This window comes from Moorena producens 3L, from assembly GCF_000211815.1.
GTDB lineage: Bacteria > Cyanobacteriota > Cyanobacteriia > Cyanobacteriales > Coleofasciculaceae > Moorena > Moorena producens.
On record NZ_GL890954.1, the window covers coordinates 57,727 to 78,702 of the forward strand.

The 20,976-nt window shown below is 45.2% G+C and carries 19 protein-coding genes; 14 read left to right on the forward strand and 5 right to left on the reverse strand.

Annotated features, from left to right (window positions below):
- The first annotated feature begins 414 nt into the window (after positions 1–414).
- The 5 genes from LYNGBM3L_RS24410 (at position 415) to rbp (ending at position 4,926) form a co-directional block, all read left to right on the forward strand.
- Entirely contained in the window at positions 415–1,761 is a 1,347-nt protein-coding gene (locus tag LYNGBM3L_RS24410; RefSeq protein WP_008187985.1) for an RNA-guided endonuclease InsQ/TnpB family protein, read from the forward strand.
- Between the two features lie 5 nt (positions 1,762–1,766).
- Positions 1,767–1,931 carry a hypothetical protein gene (locus LYNGBM3L_RS44250; RefSeq protein ID WP_008187986.1) on the forward strand — a complete coding sequence of 55 codons (165 nt, stop codon included), beginning with the start codon at positions 1,767–1,769 and terminating at the stop codon, positions 1,929–1,931.
- Positions 1,932–2,242: 311 nt separating this feature from the next.
- A complete protein-coding gene (locus LYNGBM3L_RS24415; protein ID WP_044494610.1) occupies positions 2,243–3,814 on the forward strand; it encodes a reverse transcriptase domain-containing protein in 1,572 nt (523 codons plus the stop codon).
- Between the two features lie 283 nt (positions 3,815–4,097).
- A complete protein-coding gene (locus LYNGBM3L_RS24420) occupies positions 4,098–4,316 on the forward strand; it encodes a ssl0294 family protein (RefSeq protein ID WP_044494637.1) in 219 nt (72 codons plus the stop codon).
- 328 nt (positions 4,317–4,644) lie between these two features.
- The gene (gene rbp / locus LYNGBM3L_RS24430) at positions 4,645–4,926 is read left to right on the forward strand and encodes an RNA-binding regulator (RefSeq protein WP_008187989.1); all 282 of its coding nucleotides are present in this window, start codon (positions 4,645–4,647) and stop codon (positions 4,924–4,926) included.
- Between the two features lie 142 nt (positions 4,927–5,068).
- Here the strand turns inward: rbp and LYNGBM3L_RS24435 are convergent, their stop codons facing one another.
- Positions 5,069–6,151: an ATP-dependent 6-phosphofructokinase gene (locus LYNGBM3L_RS24435; protein ID WP_008187990.1), complete on the reverse strand. Its 1,083-nt coding sequence runs from the start codon at positions 6,149–6,151 to the stop codon at positions 5,069–5,071.
- Positions 6,152–6,419: 268 nt separating this feature from the next.
- On the opposite strand from LYNGBM3L_RS24435, the gene fbp reads away from it, so the two are divergent.
- From fbp to LYNGBM3L_RS24465, 6 genes are all read left to right on the forward strand, one after another.
- Complete coding sequence (gene fbp, locus LYNGBM3L_RS24440) at positions 6,420–7,499, forward strand: class 1 fructose-bisphosphatase (RefSeq protein ID WP_008187991.1); 1,080 nt, start codon at positions 6,420–6,422, stop codon at positions 7,497–7,499.
- Between the two features lie 4 nt (positions 7,500–7,503).
- Positions 7,504–8,100, forward strand: a complete 597-nt coding sequence (locus LYNGBM3L_RS48930; protein ID WP_008187992.1) for a hypothetical protein — start codon at positions 7,504–7,506, stop codon at positions 8,098–8,100.
- A gap of 25 nt (positions 8,101–8,125) precedes the next feature.
- The gene (tal, locus tag LYNGBM3L_RS24450; RefSeq protein ID WP_008187993.1) at positions 8,126–9,280 is read left to right on the forward strand and encodes a transaldolase; all 1,155 of its coding nucleotides are present in this window, start codon (positions 8,126–8,128) and stop codon (positions 9,278–9,280) included.
- A 206-nt stretch (positions 9,281–9,486) separates the two neighbouring features.
- On the forward strand, positions 9,487–11,016 hold the full coding sequence (gene zwf / locus LYNGBM3L_RS24455) for a glucose-6-phosphate dehydrogenase (protein WP_008187994.1): 1,530 nt from the start codon (positions 9,487–9,489) through the stop codon (positions 11,014–11,016).
- Between the two features lie 88 nt (positions 11,017–11,104).
- Positions 11,105–12,460 (forward strand): glucose-6-phosphate dehydrogenase assembly protein OpcA, encoded by a 1,356-nt coding sequence (opcA, locus tag LYNGBM3L_RS24460; RefSeq protein WP_008187995.1) that lies wholly within the window; start codon positions 11,105–11,107, stop codon positions 12,458–12,460.
- Between the two features lie 93 nt (positions 12,461–12,553).
- A complete protein-coding gene (locus tag LYNGBM3L_RS24465) occupies positions 12,554–14,212 on the forward strand; it encodes a cobyrinic acid a,c-diamide synthase CobB (protein WP_008187996.1) in 1,659 nt (552 codons plus the stop codon).
- 337 nt (positions 14,213–14,549) lie between these two features.
- On the opposite strand, the gene LYNGBM3L_RS24470 is transcribed toward LYNGBM3L_RS24465, so the two are convergent.
- Positions 14,550–16,154, reverse strand: a complete 1,605-nt coding sequence (locus tag LYNGBM3L_RS24470; protein WP_008187998.1) for an FkbM family methyltransferase — start codon at positions 16,152–16,154, stop codon at positions 14,550–14,552.
- Positions 16,155–16,315: 161 nt separating this feature from the next.
- On the opposite strand from LYNGBM3L_RS24470, the gene LYNGBM3L_RS24475 reads away from it, so the two are divergent.
- Positions 16,316–17,623: an FAD-binding oxidoreductase gene (locus LYNGBM3L_RS24475; protein WP_008187999.1), complete on the forward strand. Its 1,308-nt coding sequence runs from the start codon at positions 16,316–16,318 to the stop codon at positions 17,621–17,623.
- Here LYNGBM3L_RS24475 and LYNGBM3L_RS41670 read toward each other — a convergent pair.
- Positions 17,591–17,800, reverse strand: coding sequence for a hypothetical protein (locus LYNGBM3L_RS41670; RefSeq protein ID WP_131827186.1), 210 nt, complete (start codon positions 17,798–17,800; stop codon positions 17,591–17,593). The genes LYNGBM3L_RS24475 and LYNGBM3L_RS41670 overlap by 33 nt on opposite strands.
- Before the next feature lie 199 nt (positions 17,801–17,999).
- On the opposite strand from LYNGBM3L_RS41670, the gene LYNGBM3L_RS24480 reads away from it, so the two are divergent.
- Positions 18,000–19,340, forward strand: coding sequence for a (Fe-S)-binding protein (locus tag LYNGBM3L_RS24480; protein ID WP_008188000.1), 1,341 nt, complete (start codon positions 18,000–18,002; stop codon positions 19,338–19,340).
- A gap of 28 nt (positions 19,341–19,368) precedes the next feature.
- On the opposite strand, the gene LYNGBM3L_RS24485 is transcribed toward LYNGBM3L_RS24480, so the two are convergent.
- On the reverse strand, positions 19,369–19,797 hold the full coding sequence (locus LYNGBM3L_RS24485) for a sll0565 family protein (protein WP_008188001.1): 429 nt from the start codon (positions 19,795–19,797) through the stop codon (positions 19,369–19,371).
- Between the two features lie 81 nt (positions 19,798–19,878).
- Here LYNGBM3L_RS24485 and LYNGBM3L_RS24490 point away from each other — a divergent pair, with 81 nt between their 5' ends.
- Complete coding sequence (locus LYNGBM3L_RS24490) at positions 19,879–20,163, forward strand: DUF6439 family protein (protein ID WP_008188002.1); 285 nt, start codon at positions 19,879–19,881, stop codon at positions 20,161–20,163.
- Positions 20,164–20,175: 12 nt separating this feature from the next.
- Here LYNGBM3L_RS24490 and LYNGBM3L_RS24495 read toward each other — a convergent pair whose 3' ends face one another.
- Positions 20,176–20,622, reverse strand: a complete 447-nt coding sequence (locus tag LYNGBM3L_RS24495; RefSeq protein ID WP_008188003.1) for an ATP-binding protein — start codon at positions 20,620–20,622, stop codon at positions 20,176–20,178.
- Positions 20,623–20,976 lie beyond the last annotated feature (354 nt).

A 20,976-nucleotide genomic window follows, 5' to 3' on the forward strand; every position in this document is an offset into this window, starting at 1 on the left:
GTGAGCTTTCCGCATCTAATTATTAAATTCGCCACGGGTCGCACCTAAATGTAGGGTAGTTTCAAGCTCAGGATGGAAGCAAGCCCCAAGTTGGCTGACCAAAGACCCTGAGGGCGCAAGCCCCTGGATTCTATCCCGGAGACGAAACCTTAGGAGAGTGGAGCCTTTATGGTTGGCAGGCTATGCATAAAAAGGTTAAAACTTATTGATTAGCGATGCAGCGCGGTCTTGGGGGTTTCCCCCATGAGCGACTGCATCAAGACAAGGCTCCACTCTCCTTACGGTAACTTCAAACCATGGGGTTAGCCCGAACAGGAATTTATTCCCTAACTGCCCGAAAATTTTCGTCCTAAGATATCGACTATAATAGAAAGCAATGCATCAATACCAAGGAGGTGATTTTAAGTGTTGGTTATGGAATTCAAGGCTGTCCTTAAAGAGCCTCAAAAGTTGGCAATAAATGAAGCCATTAGAACGGCTCGTTTTGTCCGTAACAAGGTACTTCGGTATTGGATGGACAATCGTGGAACAGGGAAGAAAGAACTCTATCGATACAACACTCAACTAAGGGAAGAGTTTGAATTTGTTAAAGACCTCAATAGTCATGCTTGCCAAGCCTCTGTTGAGAACGTAGAACGTGCTATCAAACGTTTCTTCGATAACTGCAAAAAGAAAATTCCTGGAAAGAAGGGTTATCCTCGTTTCAAGAAACATTCTAGGTCAGTCGAGTATAAGCAATCTGGATGGAAGTTATCCCCAGATAATAAGTCCATAAAATTCACCGACAAGAAGGGGATCGGAAAAGTCAAGCTCAAGGGTACATGGGACTTGTGGAGATTCGAACAAAAATTAATCAAGCGAGTTCGGATTGTCCAAAAAGCCGATGGTTACTATGTCCATTTTTGCGTCAAAGTAGACAATTCAGAACAATTAGAAGCCACTGGCTTTACTGTTGGATTGGACCTAGGCTTGAAGGAATTTTATACCGACTCTGACGGATACTCTGAACCTAATCCCAGGTTTTACAAAAAAGGTGAAAAGCGCGCTATATTTTATCAACGTCGAGTTTCTCGAAAAAAGAAAGGCTCTGCTAACCGTAAAAAAGCAATTAATAGACTAGGTAGGACACACCTTAAAATAAGTAGACAACGTGAAGAGCACGCCAAGAGACTGGTTAGAAGTTACCGTAAGATAGTGGAGCCTTATTACAAAAGATTTAACCCTTTTATGCAAAGCCGAACACCCATAAAGGCTCCACTATCTAAGGTTTCGTCTCCGGCGCGCTGCGTAATCCGGTCTAACGACCTGGTCGCCTACGTTCGCGCAGCGTGCCGAAGGCAAGATTTAAGAGTTAAAAACCTGGTTAAAAACCACTGTTTAGCTAAGTCTATTAACGATGCAGGTTGGTACCAATTTCGAGAGTGGTTAGAGTATTTCGGCCAAAAGTTTGGTCGGATAACTGTCGCAGTTAATCCAGCCTACACAAGCCAAAATTGTTCCAGCTGTGGTGAAGTGGTCAAGAAATCTTTATCGACTAGAACCCATGCCTGTAAATGCGGGTGTCGGCTGGATCGTGATGTTCCTTCGGAACCGCTTCGCGAACACAATGCTGCTAAAAATATCCTAAGCAGAGCCTTGGGTACCGTGGGGCACACGGGAACTTATCGTGCGGTTCGTTCCAACCAGGAGCTTTCAGAAACTGAAAGGGTATGGGTTGGGGGATTCGCGAGGGTTAAAACCTCAAAAATCCTAACTATCTAACGGATATGGGTGAAAACCCCATCCTTGAGGAGACAAGTGACTCCCTATCTGGCCACACCGAGCAGGCGGCAACCTCGCAGAGTGAAGCTGGCACCAGGGCGGAATCAGAGGTGAAACAGATTAGCCACACTGCCGCTAACGGGGAGGTGACACGGGTAAACAAATCCTAGAAAAATGTCTAATCCGGAAGCCACAATCTGAACAAAATACAATGTGGACTTCATCCTCTCATTCTCATAGTGTTCTGGTAGGGATAACTATAAACTCCGAGAAGAGGATAGGCAAATTGGATTGCCCTAAATCACCAGAATAATCTGTTGGATGGAACGAATAAAAACGACAGCAAAAATATGGGTCTGAGGATAGGTCGTAACCTCGGTAAGTTATGCCAAACTTAATCCCCACTGTCGGGTAAGATGCGCTCAAAACTGGGCGCGGGTATCCAGAATACACAAACTCTAAGAAGAGCATAGTTAGACACATGAGAAAACAATCTTATAGTGAACTGTGGAAAGGACAAAACTGGAAGCAACTCCGGAAGAATCTCTTCCGCCTACAAAGACGAGTGTATAAAGCGGTTCAAGCTGGTGACTTGAGGAAAGCAAGGTCTATACAGAAGCTGATTCTGAAATCCCGTTCGGCACAGTTATTGGCCATCCGTCAAGTGACACAGCTCAATCAGGGCAAGAAGACCGCCGGTATCGACGGAAAAACTGCCCTAAAATACAGCGAACGGTTTGAATTACTTGAAAGACTAGTATCCAGTGCGGAAAATTGGACGCACCAAGGGTTACGGGAAATCCCAATACCCAAGAAAAACGGGGGTACAAGAATGTTGAAAGTACCGACTATAGCTGATAGAGCATGGCAATGTCTAGCAAAATTTGCTCTCGAACCAGCACATGAAGCCAAGTTCCATGCCCGGAGTTACGGATTCAGAACAGGCAGAAGTGCTCATGACGCCCAGAAACAGATATTCAACAATCTGAGTTCCAACAAAAACGGCATAAATAAGAGGGTAATCGAACTGGACATCAAGAAGTGCTTCGACAAAATCTCCCACAAATCCATCATGGATAAGTTAATTGCACCAGCAAGTTTAAAGACTGGGATATTCCGCTGCCTCAAGGCCGGAGTTGACCTGGAATTTCCTGAGCAAGGAACACCGCAGGGAGGTGTAGTCAGTCCACTTCTAGCCAACATAGCACTTGACGGAATAGAGGAGATTCATCCTAGCGTCCGATACGCAGACGATATGGTAATTTTCCTAAAGCCAAAAGATAACAGCGAAAAGGTACTGAATAAAATCAAAGCCTTCCTCGCCGAAAGAGGGATGGAAATTAGTGAAGAAAAGACCAAGATAACCAAAACGACAGATGGATTTAACTTCCTGGGCTGGTATTTCCGAGTCCAGTATGACGGAAGATTCAAGAGCTACCCCGCTAAGGAGAATCTCAAGAAATTCCTAGAAAAAATAAAATCCATAGTCAACAGCTCGAATTATGGAGCAGAAATCAAAGCAAAGAAACTAGCACCCATTGTAAGAGGTTGGAGAAACTACCATAAGTGGTGCTGTATGGAAGACCCACCTAATAATTTATACTTCCCGATGAAATCTGCCGAAAAGAAATTCCGAAAGCAGAAATCAATAAATCGGTACGAATCCAAAAGATTATTAGGAAAAGCCTTCCCAAAAGTATCATGGGAAGAAAACGGCCACACAATGGTTAAAGGAATTAAGTCCCCTTATGACGGAGACTTAACCTACTGGAGCAAGCGTAACAGCATACTCTACAATAACGCTACATCAAAAGCTTTGAAGAAGCCAAACCATTCCTGCGGATATTGCGGATTAAAATTCATTGATGAAGAAAGAGTTCATCTCCACCACATTGATGAAAATCACGACAACTGGAAGCCTGAAAATTTGATGGCAGTACATCAAAGTTGTCACCAATACATCCATGGGAGCAGACCGAAAGGCCAGGATATCCAGGAGCCGTATGAGGGGAAACCTTCACGTACGGATTTGAAGGAGAGGTGCTCCCCTTAATAGGGGACATCGACTCTAATAAAACGCTTGGGGAGATCTGTCCTCTACTCTTCCTGGTTCCGGCTGGCCCACGCAAGACGGGTCTGTGAGCCAAGAATCCCCTGCCTTCTAGGCATGGGGAGTGTCAATAAACGTTAGAATCCCAATTAGAATCCCAATAGACATCTCCAGACACTCGGTTTTGACCCAGGCAGTGCAAGGGTTTGAGGTTAATTTTTGGAGATGTCTAATCTAATCACTCATACAACTATTGGCAGCACAACCAGCACCAGGAGATCAACTGATGTTCCTCAATGAACTGACACCAATTTTTGAAGAATTTACTCAGCAGCCTGTCGCTTTTTTGGGCGGATTTTTTTCAGGAGTGTTCCGCCTGAATCTCTCAGATGATCCTCTCAAGAGTTGGTTAGAGGCTCAAAATGGCTCTGAGATATACAAAGATGGTCATAACACAAGCGAAAATGATAAAAATAAAGGTCCGCAGTCTATTTCCATTGATTAAGAGCTAATTCAACTATATTTAGCCTGGTTATTTGGGGTCTAATTGGTGCTTAAGCACTACCCCAATACATTTTTTTGATGAATTATGAAATACTGTCAACTAGACAACCACTGATAATCCCGTAAGTGAGCTATCATGAAACGGTATTCACAAGTTCAGTGGATTCCTTTGGTAAAATTTTGATTTTGCTTCCCCCCCCTGGGGTGGTTGGCCACTGTCGAAATTTACCACTGGTTCCTCAGACATGACCGTGAGCAACCAAAATACGTTGTACTCCGTTCTTCTGTGCCTCTGAACTTTAGTTCTATGTTCTGCCTCATCGATCGACATGACCATTTACGTCGGAAACCTGTCCTATCAAGCCACCGAAGACGACTTAAAAACAGTTTTTGGAGACTACGGCACCGTTAAACGAGTTGTTATGCCCACAGACCGTGAAACCGGCAAAATGCGCGGGTTTGCCTTTGTGGAAATGACAGAATCAGATCAAGAAGACTCAGCTATAGAAAGCTTGGATGGTGCTGAGTGGATGGGACGTAGAATCAGGGTCAATAAAGCCAGACCTCGGGAAAATAATAATCGTAACACTCAACGGCGCAATTCCTGGTAGTTGGTAATAAGCTGTTGAACATCTAATTGGTACGACTGATTAAGTGTTCAGAATTTGACCATTGACCGTTGACCGTTGACCAGTACCAGTCAACAGTCAACACGATTCATGTACTTAAAACGTTCATAATCTTAAATACACTCTAATCTCCTAGACAAATACCCAATCCTCTAGCGGTTCTCACCAAAGTTCCGTTAGGATTCACAGCTTGATAATGCTTAATCGTTTCCTCAATCGGTACACTCACCACCTGGCGATATTGCCATGTCACCATCCGGTCATATTGTTCATTGGCGATTAAGTCAACTGCTGCCACACCAAAGGCTGAGGCAATTAAGCGATCAAGGGGTGAAGGAGTGGCACCCCGCTGGGTGTGTCCAAGAACTGTCACTCGCGTTTCCGCTCCAATCGAATTACAAATCTCTTGGGCTAGATATTGGCCAATGCCACCTAATCGACATTCACCAAACCCCACATTACTCTGAAGCACCTCACCGCTTGCAGTGCGAACCGCCTCGGAAACTACGATTAAACAGAAGTTTCGCCCCTGCTCCTGAAGTTGCTTAATTTTATGGCAGACATTGTTAAGGGTATAAGGAATTTCTGGAATCAGAATAACGTCAGCCCCTCCTGCAATGCCAGCACTGATAGCAATGTGACCAGCATCACGCCCCATCACTTCCAAAATCATCACCCGGTCATGGCTAGCCGCTGTGAAGTGTAAGCGATCTAGAGCTTCGGTGGCAATGTTAACGGCAGTGTCAAACCCAATAGAGCGTTCGGTAATGGCAACGTCATTATCGATAGTCTTGGGTATACCTACCAATTTCATCCCCCCTTGTTGGGCAAGTTTGCGCAAAATCGCCAAACTGCCATCGCCCCCAATACCAATGAGAGCGTCTAGACCCAGTTGGTGATAGCCATCAGCAATATCAGCGCTGCGATCGCATAGCGTACCATCTGGCATCGGAAAAGCAAAGGGGTCGCCTTTGTTAGTAGTGCCAAGCATTGTACCACCCATAGTCAAGATGCGATCAACCTTGTCCAAAGTTAGGTTAATCGCTTGAGGAGGATTTTGCATCAACCCCTGAGTAGCCCGACAGATGCCAAGCACCTCCCAGTTGTAAGTAGCCACAGCTCGGTGAGTCACAGCTCGAATCACCGCATTGAGACCAGCACAATCTCCACCACTGGTGAGAATGCCAATGCGTTTAGTTTCTCCCATAATCTCCGTTTAAGGTTGCAATGCCTATGTTCACATCAATTTGACCTCAGGTATAGGCTATTAGACAAGAAAAATGGTGTGAAGATTTGATTTCTGTATTTCTTCTAAAGTTATTAAGCATCATTAAAAATGCCTTCCTAAGATAGAAAGTGAAGAGGACTAGGCACTGGGCCAATCGGTACTCTTCCGATGGCCAATAGGCCACGCTACGCGAACACCAACATCTCTGACAAACCAAGTGCCCTAAGACCTAGGGAGGACAAAAATTATGGCAGAGGTAGCTGAACCTAGAACTCAAGAAAGAGCCCTGGATCGGGATTGTAAAACGTTATCCCGTCACGTTTTCGAGCAACTCCAAAGTTTTTCCATGGAGGCACAAGACCTCAGTGCCCTCATGAATCGCATAGCCCTAGCTGCCAAGCTAATTTCTCAACGCTTGAGCCGAGCTGGTTTGATGGAAGGGGTGTTAGGATTCACGGGTGAAGTCAATGTGCAGGGTGAATCTGTCAAAAGGATGGATCTCTATGCCAATGATGTCTTCATCTCGGTATTTAAGCAAAGTGGTCTCGTCTGTCGCTTGGCATCCGAGGAAATGGAAAAACCCTACTATATCCCGGAAAATTGCCCAATTGGACGTTACACTCTGCTATATGACCCCATTGATGGTTCCTCCAATATCGACACCAACTTGAATGTTGGTTCGATTTTTTCGATTCGTAAGCAAGAAGGAGAGGATCTAGACGGGGAAGCCCGTGATCTTCTGCAAAACGGGCATAAGCAAATTGCTGCTGGCTACGTTCTCTATGGTCCGAGCACAATGCTGGTGTATTCCATCGGTACGGGTGTTCATGTCTTCACCCTCGACCCAAGTTTGGGAGAGTTTATCCTGTCGAAGGAAAACATTAAGGTGCCAGAACATGGCCCAGTGTATAGCACCAATGAAGGAAACTTCTGGCAGTGGGAAGAATCAATAAGGGACTATATTCGCTATGTCCATCGCCATGAAGGCTATACTGCTCGCTATGGTGGGGCATTAGTGGGAGATTTTCACCGCATCTTGCATCAGGGTGGTGTCTTCCTTTATCCCGGTACTGTTAAGAAACCAGAAGGGAAGTTGCGTCTACTATACGAATCTTCTCCCCTAGCCTTTTTGATAGAACAAGCCGGAGGCGCTGCCAGTACAGGTACTGAAAACATTTTGGACGTTGTGCCAAAAACCCTCCATGCTCGTACTCCATTAATTATTGGCAGCAAAGAGGATGTAGCTTTGGTCAAGTCCTTTATTGAGGAAAAAGCAAGGCAGGCGCAAGAAAAGTTGGAAGTGGCAGGGCACGTAGATCAGGGTTAACCGGTTGAAGGTTAACTGGTTGAAGGTTAAGCGGTTGAAGGTTAACTGGTTGAAGGTTAAGCGGTTGAAGGTTAAGCGGTTGAAGGTTAACTGGTTGAAGGTTAAGCGGTTGAAGGTTAAGCGGTTGAAGGTTAACCGGTTGAAGGTGGCTTTGAAAACCTCCCTACCCTTCGGTTTATCCTTTGGGGTAAGGCGACGGCTACTCTTTGAGAAAGGCTTTACCCCACTCCAACCAACCGTCAAGCCAATAGTCAAGCCAATAACTTTCAACCAACCAACTAACCCTACACCGAACCCCAAGGCGAACAACCTTGGCCAAAAGGCCACGCGATCGCGTTCAACCAACCAACCTTCAACCAACCAACCTTCAACCAACCAACCTTCAACCAACCAACCTTCAACCAACCAACCTTCAACCAACCAACCTTCAACCAACCAACCTTCAACCAACCAACCTTCAACCAACCAACCTTCAACCAACCAACCTTCAACCAACCAACCTTCAACCAACCAACCTTCAACCAACCAACCTTCAACCAACCAACCAACCTACCCTAAGGGAATGCCAAAGGCGAACAACCAAATAACTGTAAACCCTTGACAAATAACAAGTAAGGAGCTAAGCAATGACAACGACAGCCGAGAATCCGATTTTTCAGATTGAAAAAAATTATGGTCAGAGTATCTGGATGGATAATCTGAGCCGCACGCTGATTGAGTCTGGAGAACTCAAAGAACTAATTCAAACCCGGGGAATTTGTGGGATCACTTCAAACCCAGCAATTTTTGAAAAAGCGATCGCAGGCAATGCCATCTACGATACCGATATCGAAGCCGGTATTCGTGCCGAGAAGTCGGTGATGGAAATTTACGAATCCCTGGTATTTGAAGACATTTCTAATGCTTGTGATATCTTCAAACCTGTCTACGACGAAACCAATGGGTTAGATGGTTACGTCAGCATTGAAGTCCCACCCACTATCGCTAAAGATACTCAAAGCACGATTTCCGAAGCCCAACGCTATTACCAAGCTATTGGTAGGGAAAACGTGATGATTAAGATTCCCGGTACCCCAGAAGGGTTACCCGCAGTAGAGCAAGCTATCAGTGAAGGCATCAACGTTAATGTCACCTTGCTCTTCTCTGTAGAAAGCTACGTTGAGACATTCTGGGCTTATATCCGGGGTTTGGAAAAACGAGCGGCAGAAGGGAAAGATATTAGCAAGATTGCTTCTGTAGCTAGTTTCTTCCTCAGCCGCATTGATAGCAAAGTGGATGCAAAATTGGAGGAAAAAAGTGCGGCGAGCGATGACCCGAATTTGACAGCGAAGCTAAAGGGAATCGAAGGCAAAGTTGCGATCGCTAATGCTAAAATTGCCTACCAGAAGTACAAAGAAATTATCCAAAGCGATCGCTGGAAAGCTCTATCAGCAAAAGGGGCACAGGTACAACGGTTATTGTGGGCAAGCACCAGCACCAAAAACCCTGCCTACAGCGATGTGATGTACGTCGATGAACTCATTGGACCGAATACTGTCAACACCCTGCCTCCCAATACTATCGAAGCTTGTGCCGATCACTGTTCCCCAGAAAGTCGGATTGAGACAGGTGTTGAAGAAGCTTACCAAACCATCAACTCTCTAAACGATCCTGATGTCAATATCAATCTCAGCCAAGTTATGGATGAATTGCTTGATGAAGGGATCGTTAAATTTGTTAAGCCCTTTGATTCCTTAATATCATCTTTAGAAAGCAAAGTCAAACTATTGGCTACGGTGTAATAGAAGACGTTTAAGGTTTCCAGTTAATTTAGGTTGAAGGTTGTCGGGTGACAAAATGGCTTCGATAGAAAGCTAATGTAAAGTCTTAACCTTGGCCAATAGGCACGCGCGTCGCGTTCAACCTTCAACCTACCCTAAACCAGACCCCTGGGCAAAAATAACCTTTAAGCTTTACCCTTGACCCTGATCACCTTCAATAGGCAAAGATGGTTACTCTGTTAGAAAATCCCTTAAGAGTGGGCTTGCAACAGGAGCGCACGCCAGAACCATTGATTATGGTGATTTATGGCGCGTCCGGAGATTTGACTAAACGCAAGCTTGTACCAGCACTTTACCAGCTTAAACGAGAACGACGGCTACCACCAGAAATTACCATCGTTGGTGTTGCCCGTCGAGATTGGACTCATGACTACTTCCGGGAACAAATGCGGGAGGGAATCGAAGAATTTTCCGACGGGATTCAATCGGAGGAGTTGTGGCAAGACTTTGCCGATGGCCTGTTCTACTGTTCCGGTGACATGGATAAACCGGAAAGTTACCAGAAGCTGAAAGCTTTCTTGGCAGAACTCGATGGTAGACGGGGAACACGGGGAAACCGGGTATTTTATTTAGCCGTAGCTCCCAGATTCTTTACAGAAGCCATCCAGCAATTGGGGGCAGCGGGAATGCTGACTGACCCAGTAAAGCAGCGCTTGGTAATTGAAAAACCCTTCGGGAAGGATTTAAGTTCAGCTCAATCTCTCAACCGGGTGGTACAAAAAGTTTGCAAGGAAGAGCAAATTTATCGCATTGACCACTATCTGGGTAAAGAAACTGTTCAGAATCTGTTAGTGTTCCGCTTTGGTAATGCTATCTTTGAGCCCCTGTGGAATCGCCAGTTTGTTGACCATATCCAGATTACCGTAGCCGAATCGGTAGGGGTAGAAGAACGGGCAGGTTACTACGACAAATCCGGCGCACTGCGGGATATGGTGCAGAACCATTTGATGCAGCTATTTTGCCTAACGGCCATGGAAGCTCCCAATGCTCTGGACGCTGACAGTATCCGTACTGAAAAGGTCAAGGTGATTCAAGCTACTCACCTGGCAGATATTCATAATCTAGAAAATTCAGCAGTGCGGGGTCAGTATTCAGCAGGTTGGATGAAAGGCAAACAAGTGCCTGGGTATCGCGAAGAGAAAGGGGTTGACCCCAATTCCACTACCCCCACCTACGTCGCCCTCAAGCTACTGATTGATAACTGGCGCTGGCAAGGAGTGCCCTTTTACCTCCGCACGGGTAAACGACTGCCGAAGAAAGTCAGTGAGATCTCAATTCAGTTTCGTAAAGTTCCCTTAATGATTTTTAAATCTGCGGCTCAGCAGACTAGCCCGAATGTCTTAACCCTGCGCTTGCAGCCCAATGAGGGAATTTCTCTGCGTTTTGAGGCAAAACGGCCAGGACCAGATTTGCGCACCCGCACTGTAGATATGGACTTTAGCTACGGTTCTTCCTTTGGCGTGGCAACCGCTGATGCCTATAATCGGCTGTTACTTGACTGTATGTTAGGGGATCAAACCTTGTTTACCCGTGCTGATGAAGTGGAAGAAGCCTGGCGGGTAGTGACACCAGCCTTGGCAGCTTGGGATGGTCCGGCTGATCCAGCATCCATACCTCAGTATGAAGCAGGAACTTGGGAACCGAAGGAAGCCGAACACCTAATTAATCGAGATGGACGTCGCTGGCGCAGACTTTAAGTTAGTTAGTCAGTAGTGACTATTGACTAGTGACTACTGACTAATGACTAGTAAGTAATGACTATTGACAAAAAACAAGTGAATTGCTATGGCTACACAATCTCCTCCGGTGCTTTCGATACAACCTCCCAAAGATGTTTCCTTGGGTGAAATTGAAGCGGAACTGCGTCAAATTTGGCAAAGCTATGGTGAAAACGGTGACTCTCCCAGTGCGATCAGGGCAACCACCTTTAGTTTAGTGGTTTATGAACCCGAAGAAACCCAGCAGCTATTAGCAGCACTGGGATATTATTCTGGTCCAATCGATGGTATCCTAGGTCCACGCATGGTCGCTGCTCTCAAGGCAGCACAGAAAGCCTACGGATTGGCAAGAACTGGTAAAGCAGATGAGGCGACTAAGGCAAAACTACGGGAGGAATACAATGAATCTCTCCAGAAGGGACAGAGACAGAAGAATCTACAGTATTCCGGTGATTTAGAAGGATTTGGAATTGCCGATGCGATCGCAGCCTCTAACCCCTGTCGCATTATTGCCCTTTGTCCTATTGCCGGGGAAGATGAAGGGGTTAAGGCTCAGGTATCTGCCTCTTGCCCCATTCAAAAGCAAAGCCAGAGTACATTAATATGTTGTGAATACATCACTCTAACTGGCACCGCTGCTGCTTTGGAACGGATTAGCGGTGTCATTTCGGAATTGATGTTAGCAGAACTGCCGAAATTCCTCTGGTGGAAGGGAACTCCTGATCCTGAGCATGGGTTGTTCCAACGGTTAGCAGGGCTAAGTAATACCGTCATTGTTGACTCAAGTAGCTTTACCAATCCAGAGGAACAGTTATCACAAATGTGTGAGCTGATCAATCAGGGCACACCAGTGGCTGACCTAAATTGGGCACGGTTGGCAGCATGGCAAGAGTTAACCGCAGAAGCATTTGATCCACCAGAACGTCGTGGGGCAATCTACGAAGTTGATCAAGTTACCATTGATTACGAAAAAGGGAATGAGGCTCAAGCACTGATGTTTCTCAGTTGGTTAGCGTCTCGCTTAGAATGGCTTCCCACGTCTGATCTCAAAGAAGGTGGGGATTACGACCTGCGGCGTGTTAAATTTATCAGACCCAACCAGCAACCTGTAGAAGCAGAATTGGCAGCTATCCCCGTAGCTGATGTCGGAGATGTGGCAGGTGATTTGATTAGCCTGCGCTTGGGTTCGACCAACCTGCAAGCTGATTGCTGCACTGTGTTGTGTTCACAAACCACAGGTTGTATGCGGATGGAAGCTGGTGGTGGGGCTCAGTCTTGCCGCATTCAGCAGGTATCGCCCTTGTTTGACCAGAAGACAGAGTTTTTGCTCTCTCAGCAATTACAACGCTGGGGTAGGGAGATGCTATACGAAGAAAGTATGGCAGTGACCAAGGAAATTTTGAATTTGACGGTAACAAGTTGAAGGTTTCACAAAAGCGTTGAAGGTTAACAAGTTGCACGTTCAATTTTGAGATCATAAACTTTAACCTTAAAACCTTAAACCTTCAACTATTCAATGGCTTTAATCATCGCTGGTGAACGTAGTGGGGTGGGCAAAACAACAGTTACGCTCGCCCTATTATCGTATTTATCCAAGTGTAACTATAAAATTCAATCCTTTAAAGTCGGTCCGGATTACATTGACCCCATGTTTCATCAGCGGGTTACTGGACGTCCTTGTCGGAATTTAGACCCAGTATTAACCTGTGAAGATTATGTTAAAGAGTGCTTTTATCGCCATTGCCAGGGAGTAGATTATGCCCTGATTGAAGGGGTGATGGGGTTATTTGATGGAGCATCAGGAAAAGATGATTTTGCCAGCACAGCTCATGTAGCACGGTTGTTAGACGTACCAGTGTTATTAGTGTTGGATTGCTCTCGGTTATCTCGTTCCGTGGCTGCGATCGCATATGGCTATCAATCCTTGGATCCCAGGATTACCATAGCTGGAGTAGTATTGAATCGAGTCGGAAGCTCACGGCATTTGGAATTGCTCAAGGATGCTCTCGAACCATTACACATTCCTGTATTAGGAGAGCTACAGCGTCAGGATAATATAACTATTCCCGATCGGCATTTGGGCTTGATACCTACTGCTGAAATTACTCAACTGGATGCTTTGATTAACCGACTTGCTGATCTAGGACAGAGTTGCTTTAATTGGGAGCATCTTGACTCAGAGTTGAAGGTTAGTAGGTTACAGGTTGTTCGCGAAGCGTGGCCAATAGGCCAAGGTTTTTCTGAGTTGAAGGTTAACAGGTTAGAGCTTAACTCTGAGTTGAATGTTGGCCGGTTAGAGGTTGTTCGCGTTCGCGCAGCGGAGGCCTTTGGCCACGCTACGCGAACGGCTTTGCCGAAAGCGTGGCCTATTGGCCAAGGTTCTCTAGACAACCTGCAACCAAATAACCTGCAACCTGTAACCTCTAATAACCTGCAACCTGTAACCTCTACTAACCTGCAACCAAATAACCCGCAACCTGTAACCTCTACTAACCAGCAACCTGTAACCTCTACTAACCAGCAACCTGCCCTAATCCGAATTGCTGTAGCATGCGATCGCGCTTTTAGTTTCTATTACCAAGACAATCTCGATAGTTTGGAACAGCTAGGAGCAGAGTTAGTGTATTGGAGTCCCCTCACCGATACTACTTTACCTCCTGATTTACAAGGGATGTACTTTGGTGGTGGTTTTCCAGAAGTTTTTGCTCAGCAACTCGCTGCAAATACTAGTGCGCGAGAGTCAGTAAGAACAGCTATTGAGTCAGGAATGCCCACTTATGCTGAGTGTGGCGGATTGATGTATTTAGGGGAGCAGATTACAGATTTTGACGGGAAATCTTGGTCAATGGTAGGGGTATTACCCACGGTTACGGTGATGGGAAAATCCCTTACTTTAGGATATCGACAGGCAACTGCTTTGGTAGATGGACCATTGTTACCTGCCGGAGCAACGGTTTGGGGACATGAATTTCATCGCTCCCACTTGACAGTCATGCCCTCCAATCCCTTGTTTGAGTTACGGGGATATCACCAGAGAAAGGTTGGAGTGGAAGGTTGGCAACTGTATCAGCTCCATGCTTCCTATGTTCATCTCCATTGGGGTAGTTGTCTTGAGGTTCCCCTGGGATTTTTGCAACGCTGTCAGCAGTTCACTTTTGAGGGAATGACAAGTTAGTTAACGACTACACAGGCAATCAGTCTAGTTTGTTCTTTAAAAGTTTATCAAATCAATCTTTGCCTGTTTCCTGTTGCTTGTTGTTTTATTTAACTACTTTTTTTTAACATATTCCACCAGTACCAAAAAATTAATAACGGAAGCGATGCAGCGCGGTCTTGGGGAGGCAGCGCGGTCTTGGGGGTCTCCCCCATGAGCGACTGCCGTGGTTTCCCCCATGAGCGACTGCATCAAGACAGTGATAACAATGAATTGAAGTACTGAAATAGTCAAATATTATCACTGTTCCCTGTTCTCCGTTCCCTGTTCCCTTTAAACCAAAATACTATATCCTCAACTATTCTTCCCTTGCTATATTTTCAGGCAACGCAATAATATTCAGTCTTCCTTGTAAATCCTCCCTAGAATTTATCGGAATTAGATGCCCTAGGTAAGGCTGATATTGAAATAGTTGATAGTCTCTATCTCTGAGAAAATCAGCAACAGCTAGGTTACTACCCCGACTCCCTGCAATATTTTCGTATAGTATCGTTGGGGTAAATTCCGTTAAAATTCTGTTGCTGCCTGTTAAAACTTGCAGTTCATGACCTTCTGCATCAATTTTTAACAAATCAACCTTGCTAATAGCTTCTTGCTCAATCAAACTATCCAGAGTAAAGCAGGAAACCTCCTCAAAATTACCTGGTTTGACCGTTGCTTCTTCATCACTAGAAACAATTTCATTAAGTTCGCTAGCACCATGAAGAGCCAGTTGAGCAGTACCATTGCGATCGCTAGCTGCTCCTGCACAAACTTTCACCCACTCTAACTGATTAATAGTACAGGTTTCTTCTAAACAACGAACACAACCAGAAAACGGTTCAACCGCTAGCACACAGCCTTCTGATCCTACTCGTAAAGCAGCACTAAAAGTGTAGACTCCCACATTAGCACCAACATCAATTACAGTCATCCCAGGTTGGAGCCAGTTGCGCCAAAACTCCATTTCTTTTTCAAACCAGTCTCCTTGAGCAATTAACACACTTGTCACCAAACTCCGGAGACTTGGCTCAACCGCTAATAGTAACTGCTCTTCAAAGGTTACATAAGTAAATGGACTTTCAAGCTCCAATTCAGTCCATTCAAACCCGATTAAATCCGAATATTCGTCCCTAATCTCGCCAGCCCTAGCTAGCCCCATATCTCGCCAATACTTAGCTAAGTCTATCTGTCCTAAATCTCGATAAGCGAGGTATAGGGATTGTATAATCCTAGCCGAATAGGGAGCCAAATTTTTAGCCTGGTGTAAATTAAATAATCCTTCCCATTGACTATTGATCAGGTTGGCAATTCCCAACTTTAAATGAATAGAAGGGGAATCGGAGAAGAGTTGAACAGCAAGATGGAGAAATCTTAATCCCGTAGCATTATAAAACACCAATTGTGAGCGACATAAAACCTCACTTAACAAAAAAATTGATTGAGCGTAGCCATCCTCAGCATCTAGAATGTGAGCCAATTGCTCATACCGATTATCTGTAAAGTCATTTCCAGGAGGTAGATAAACTAGTCCTAGAGGAATGGATTGCTCATTAATATCAGCAGGATGTAGGGTATTAATTAACGTCGGAAATGCTGTTTGTATCCCCTGCTCCATTTCTCCAGTCATGGCGAAAACTAGAGCTAAATGAGCAGCACACAGGGGATGATCAGACAACTCAATTCCCTGACTCAAAGCATCAAAAGCCATCTCAAGATACATGGCACGTAGGGATGAGTTTTCACATTGCTCAGCTTCAATTAATGCTATTACAGCACAGTTGTTCAATTCTATAGCAGAAGTCGGATTCTCCCAAGAGGTACCTTCAATACTGGTCTCTACAGTAGATAAAGCCTCTGAATCCAGATTCAGACCAGCACTTTCGAGATATTGCCAATAGGAATCAGCATAATTGACAGACATTTCCGCTTTCTCTCAATAAAGGTTCGCTGTACTGTTTATAGCTCTAACACACAGTTATGGGCTGATAGGAAAGACGATCAGGATCTGTTTTTGTTCACCAATCCATTACGATTACTATATGGATTATCCCACAATCTGATCAACAAACCCCCTCAACTTGTATGAATGCGATCGCTTCAACCCTCGAACCAATTGTCGGAAATTCCAATATCTACACCTGGGGAAACCTAGACCCAAGCTGGCAAGAGCGCATCAAACCAGCCATTGCTCCCGACACCCTTCCCGATAGTATCGTTTACCCTAGCACATCCGAGCAACTAGCCCAAGTCATCGCTCTAGCTCATTCGCAACATTATCATCTCCTCCCCTGTGGTAACGGCAGTAAATTAGGCTGGGGAGGTATCGGTAAAGACGTTGATGTGGTAGTAAGTACCAAGCACCTCAACCAAATCATTGACCACGCCGTAGGAGACTTGACAGTTACCGTAGAAGCTGGAGTTAAATTAGCTGACTTACAAGCTATTTTAGCAAAAACCGGTCAATTTCTAGGATTAGATCCAGCTTATCCTCAAGAAGCGACCATTGGAGGTATTATTGCTACCGCAGACAGCGGCTCCCTAAGTCAACGCTATGGAGGGGTTCGGGATATGTTGCTCGGGATTTCCTTTGTCCGCAGTGATGGACAAATCGCTAAAGCCGGGGGTCGAGTGGTAAAGAATGTCGCTGGATATGATTTGATGAAGCTATTTACTGGCTCCTATGGCACCCTCGGAATTATCACTCAGGCAACCTTTCGGCTATATCCATTACCAGAAGCAGCAGAAACTATTGTGTTGACAGGTGAAATGGATGGAATTGCCTCAGCTATAAAAACAGTATTAGCCTCAGCCTTGACTCCCACAGCACTAGATTTATTATCCCCTAAGTTAGTCACAGAATTAGGGATTGGTCAGGATATGGGATTAATGGTAAGGTTCCAAAGTGTAGCAGACAGTGTTAAAGAGCAATGTGCTCGAATACAGTCAGTTGCGGAACAGTTAGGGTTACGGAATAGTTTTTATAGTAACGGGGATGACACGAGTCTATGGGAATCATTGGCAAACTCAATCGGGAAATCGCGACAATCCTCAACAATTGTCTGCAAAATAGGAGTATTACCAACTGCTGCTGCTAAAACATTCAACACCCTAGAAAGCTTGGGAGGATTGGGAGTAATTCATGTTAGAAGTGGATTGGGTAAAGTGTGGTTTGATTCCGAAGCAGTTAGTTCGGAAATGATTAAAACTATGCGCAGTTATTGTGAATCTGAACAAGGATTTTTAACAGTATTAGAAGCTCCTATAACCTTGAAGCAAGAGTTAGATATTTGGGGATATCAAGGCAATGGGTTAGACGTAATGCGTGGTATTAAACAAAAATTTGACCCAGAAAATGTTTTAAGTCCTGGTCGATTTGTTGGAGGAATTTGATTTATGGGTTTTAGGGAGTCGGGAGTCGGAACCCACCCCTAACCCCTCCCAGGAGGGGAACGGGAGTCGGGAGTCGGGAGTCGGGAGTCGGGAGTCGGGAGTCGGGAGTCGGGAGTCGGGAGTCGGGAGTCGGGAGTCGGGAGTCGGGAGTCGGGGTAAAAAACTTGAAAGTATCATATAACTATCATAAACGCTATATCAATCATCAATTACCAATTAGCCTTTAACCAATTACCATTCAACCTTAAAGCTTCAACCTTCAACCTTCCAACCTTCAACCTTCAACATTCCAACCTTCAACCTTCAACCTTCCAACCTTCAACATTCCAACCTTCAACCTTCAACCTTCAACCTTCAACCTTCCAACCTTTAAACAATGACCAATATCCAAGAACTAACAACGAATAAGCAAAAGGGTTTTGATGCTCAAAAACCGCCCAAGCAAGAATTGATTGATGCCTGCGTTCATTGTGGCTTTTGTCTTTCCACCTGTCCAAGTTACCGGGTGCTTGGGAAAGAGATGGATTCCCCTCGGGGTCGGATCTATTTAATGAATGCAATTAGTCAAGGGGAAGCCCCCTTGGCCGAAGGGAGCACACAACATTTCGATTCTTGTTTGGGATGTTTAGCTTGTGTGACAACTTGTCCGTCTGGGGTTGAGTACGATAAGCTAATCTCTGCCACTCGTCATCAAGTTCAGCGAAATCAGCCTCGTAGTTTTCCAGATTTGCTGTTTAGACAGCTAATCTTTAGCTTGTTTCCCTATCCGGGGCGATTGCGTTCATTATTGTTTCCTTTGTATCTGTACCAGACCTTGGGCGTGCAGAAACTAGTGCGCTCTACGAATTGGCTCAAACTGCTATCTCCTCGCTTAGCAGCCATGGAGTCAATGCTACCAAAGGTTACTCTAGATTCCTTTCGGGATAATTTACCCGATGTCATTCCCCCTGTGGGCAAGAAGCGTTACCGGGTAGGAGTAATACTTGGCTGTGTGCAACGGTTGTTTTTCTCCTCAGTGAATCAAGCAACGGTGCGGGTGTTAACCGCCAATGGCTGTGAAGTGGTGATTCCCAAAACTCAGGGCTGTTGTGCCGCTTTGCCAGAACACCAAGGACAAACAGAGCAAGCTCAAGCCTTAGCACGACAGATGATTGATAGCTTTGAGGGCACAGAAGTTGATGCCATCATTATTAATGCTGCTGGCTGTGGTCATACCTTGAAGGAGTATGGTCACATCCTGGAAGATGACCCCGAGTATGCTCAAAAAGCTCAAGAATTTGCAGGTAAGGTCAGGGATGCCCAGGAGTTTATAGCTAGTGTAGGACTAACTGCAACCCTTTCACCGCTTAGGGATGAGCCATTAACTATTGTCTATCAGGATGCTTGTCACCTATTACATGGACAGAAAATTAGTGTACAACCGAGACAGTTATTGCGGCAAATTCCAGGAGTGACCTTAAAGGAACCGATGGATGCCGCCTTGTGTTGCGGTAGTGCTGGAGTTTACAACATGCTGCAACCGGAAGTAGCCGATGAGCTGGGACAGCAGAAGGTTAATAATTTATTAAATACTGGCGCAGAGTTGATTGCTTCCCCAAATCCAGGGTGTTCGTTACAGATCAAGAAGCATTTGCGGCTGCAAGGAAAAGACATTACCTTAATGCATCCGATAGAGTTATTGGATTATTCGATTCGAGGATTAGGAATTAGGCTTTAGGCACACAAGAACAACCGTCAACAACTAACTAACTAACACAAGACTTAAGTATCCAACCAATCACCAACCCCAATCCCCCAAACCGCACCCCATGCCAAAACGGTTCCTGTAGACTGTGCCAAGAAAACAACTGACTCTCTAAATTCAGCTCCAGGACTTCCAGTTGTTCCTGAATTTGCCTTAACTCAGCCTTTAGGGCTTGTCGATTACTATTAGTATTATTAGTTTTAGTATTATTACGTTTAGTCTTGCGCAAGTCTTTCCTAACTTGCTCTCGACGCTCCTGGAGTTGAGCTTGCTGTCGCTGATCCCGCTGCACCTGAGTATAACGTGTCTTGAGAGTATTAAGCGATCGCTCTATTTCTGCCAATTCCTCTTCAAACTCATTCACATCTTGTTGATCCTGTCTATTTTTTCGTGAATCACGGTAAGATGAATGAAACGATTCTGGAGGCATATAACAATCTTAAATCCTAGGTTAAAATAGTTGGGAGTTGGTAAGCACTGACACACTCCCCCACTCAGCACTCAAAAAACAATGCCTGAATCCATCCAATTCACCAAAACTGATGCTAAGATGGAACCTAGCACTCTGGAATTGGCTCAAGCCTTAGCAGAACGTTTGGCGATCAGACCCAATGATTGGCATCGCCTCAAGTCTAATCGCTCCGCCCGAGCCAGTGAGCAGGCTGCTGCTGCTTTGGTATTTCTGCTCAATGATCATCCAGAAGAAGCCCTTGAACGATTGCGCCAAGCCTCTGGATGGCTAGACCGCTCTATTTCAGCTCCCCCTTGTCCAACTCATGGGAAACGCCACCCTTAGGGAAATAGGGGCTTAGGAAAATAGAGGGCGCTTAGAGGGATGCTTCACTTGTTTACAAAGCCTAATTTCTGTTCCCTGGTTGTTCCACAGGACTTTATCGAAAATTTGGTGAAGCAGGCTCATGCCTCTACCGCTTTCTGATTCATCGCAGGGTAGGCTAACCTCGGGACTCTCTTGGTCATCACCATGGGTAAAACCAGACCCTTCATCTGAAATTACCCACCAATATTCACCATTGACTACTGAAAATTGAACCTCTACGGTCTTACTTGGGTCTAAATTATTACCGTGCTTTGCTGCATTCACTAACGCTTCTTGTAATCCCAGCCGGAGTTCCGGTTGCCATTTATTGGGAATTTGTTCAAGAAGCAAATCGAGGATCGGGCAAAGGTAAAGGGTAGAAGCAAAGCTAACCGTTTCCCAACCGCACTCAGCCGGACTCAAAGATGTGGCAATCACTCAAGAAACCCCTAGCTTTTTTTTGGTGGACTTGATATAATAGGAGGCTAGATGCCTGATTTTGATCGGGTTAACGCTAAACACGGCTGAATCGTGCTTAGCAACCACCTGACTAGGAACTCTCGATTTCTTGAGGTTGGCTTCTATATTCAGACATGAAGATTCCTGCTGGCATAGCTAAACTACAACCTCTCTATGGTTAATTATTCTGTTAATTAGTTCAATAGGTAGTTCAATAGGTTTTTCACTAATGTCGCTGCTTTACCTATCAGCTCAATGGAAAAAATGCCTAAACAGCGCTATAATAGCCATTTAGCGTTACTCATCTTCCCTAACCTTAGTGTATTTCTGATT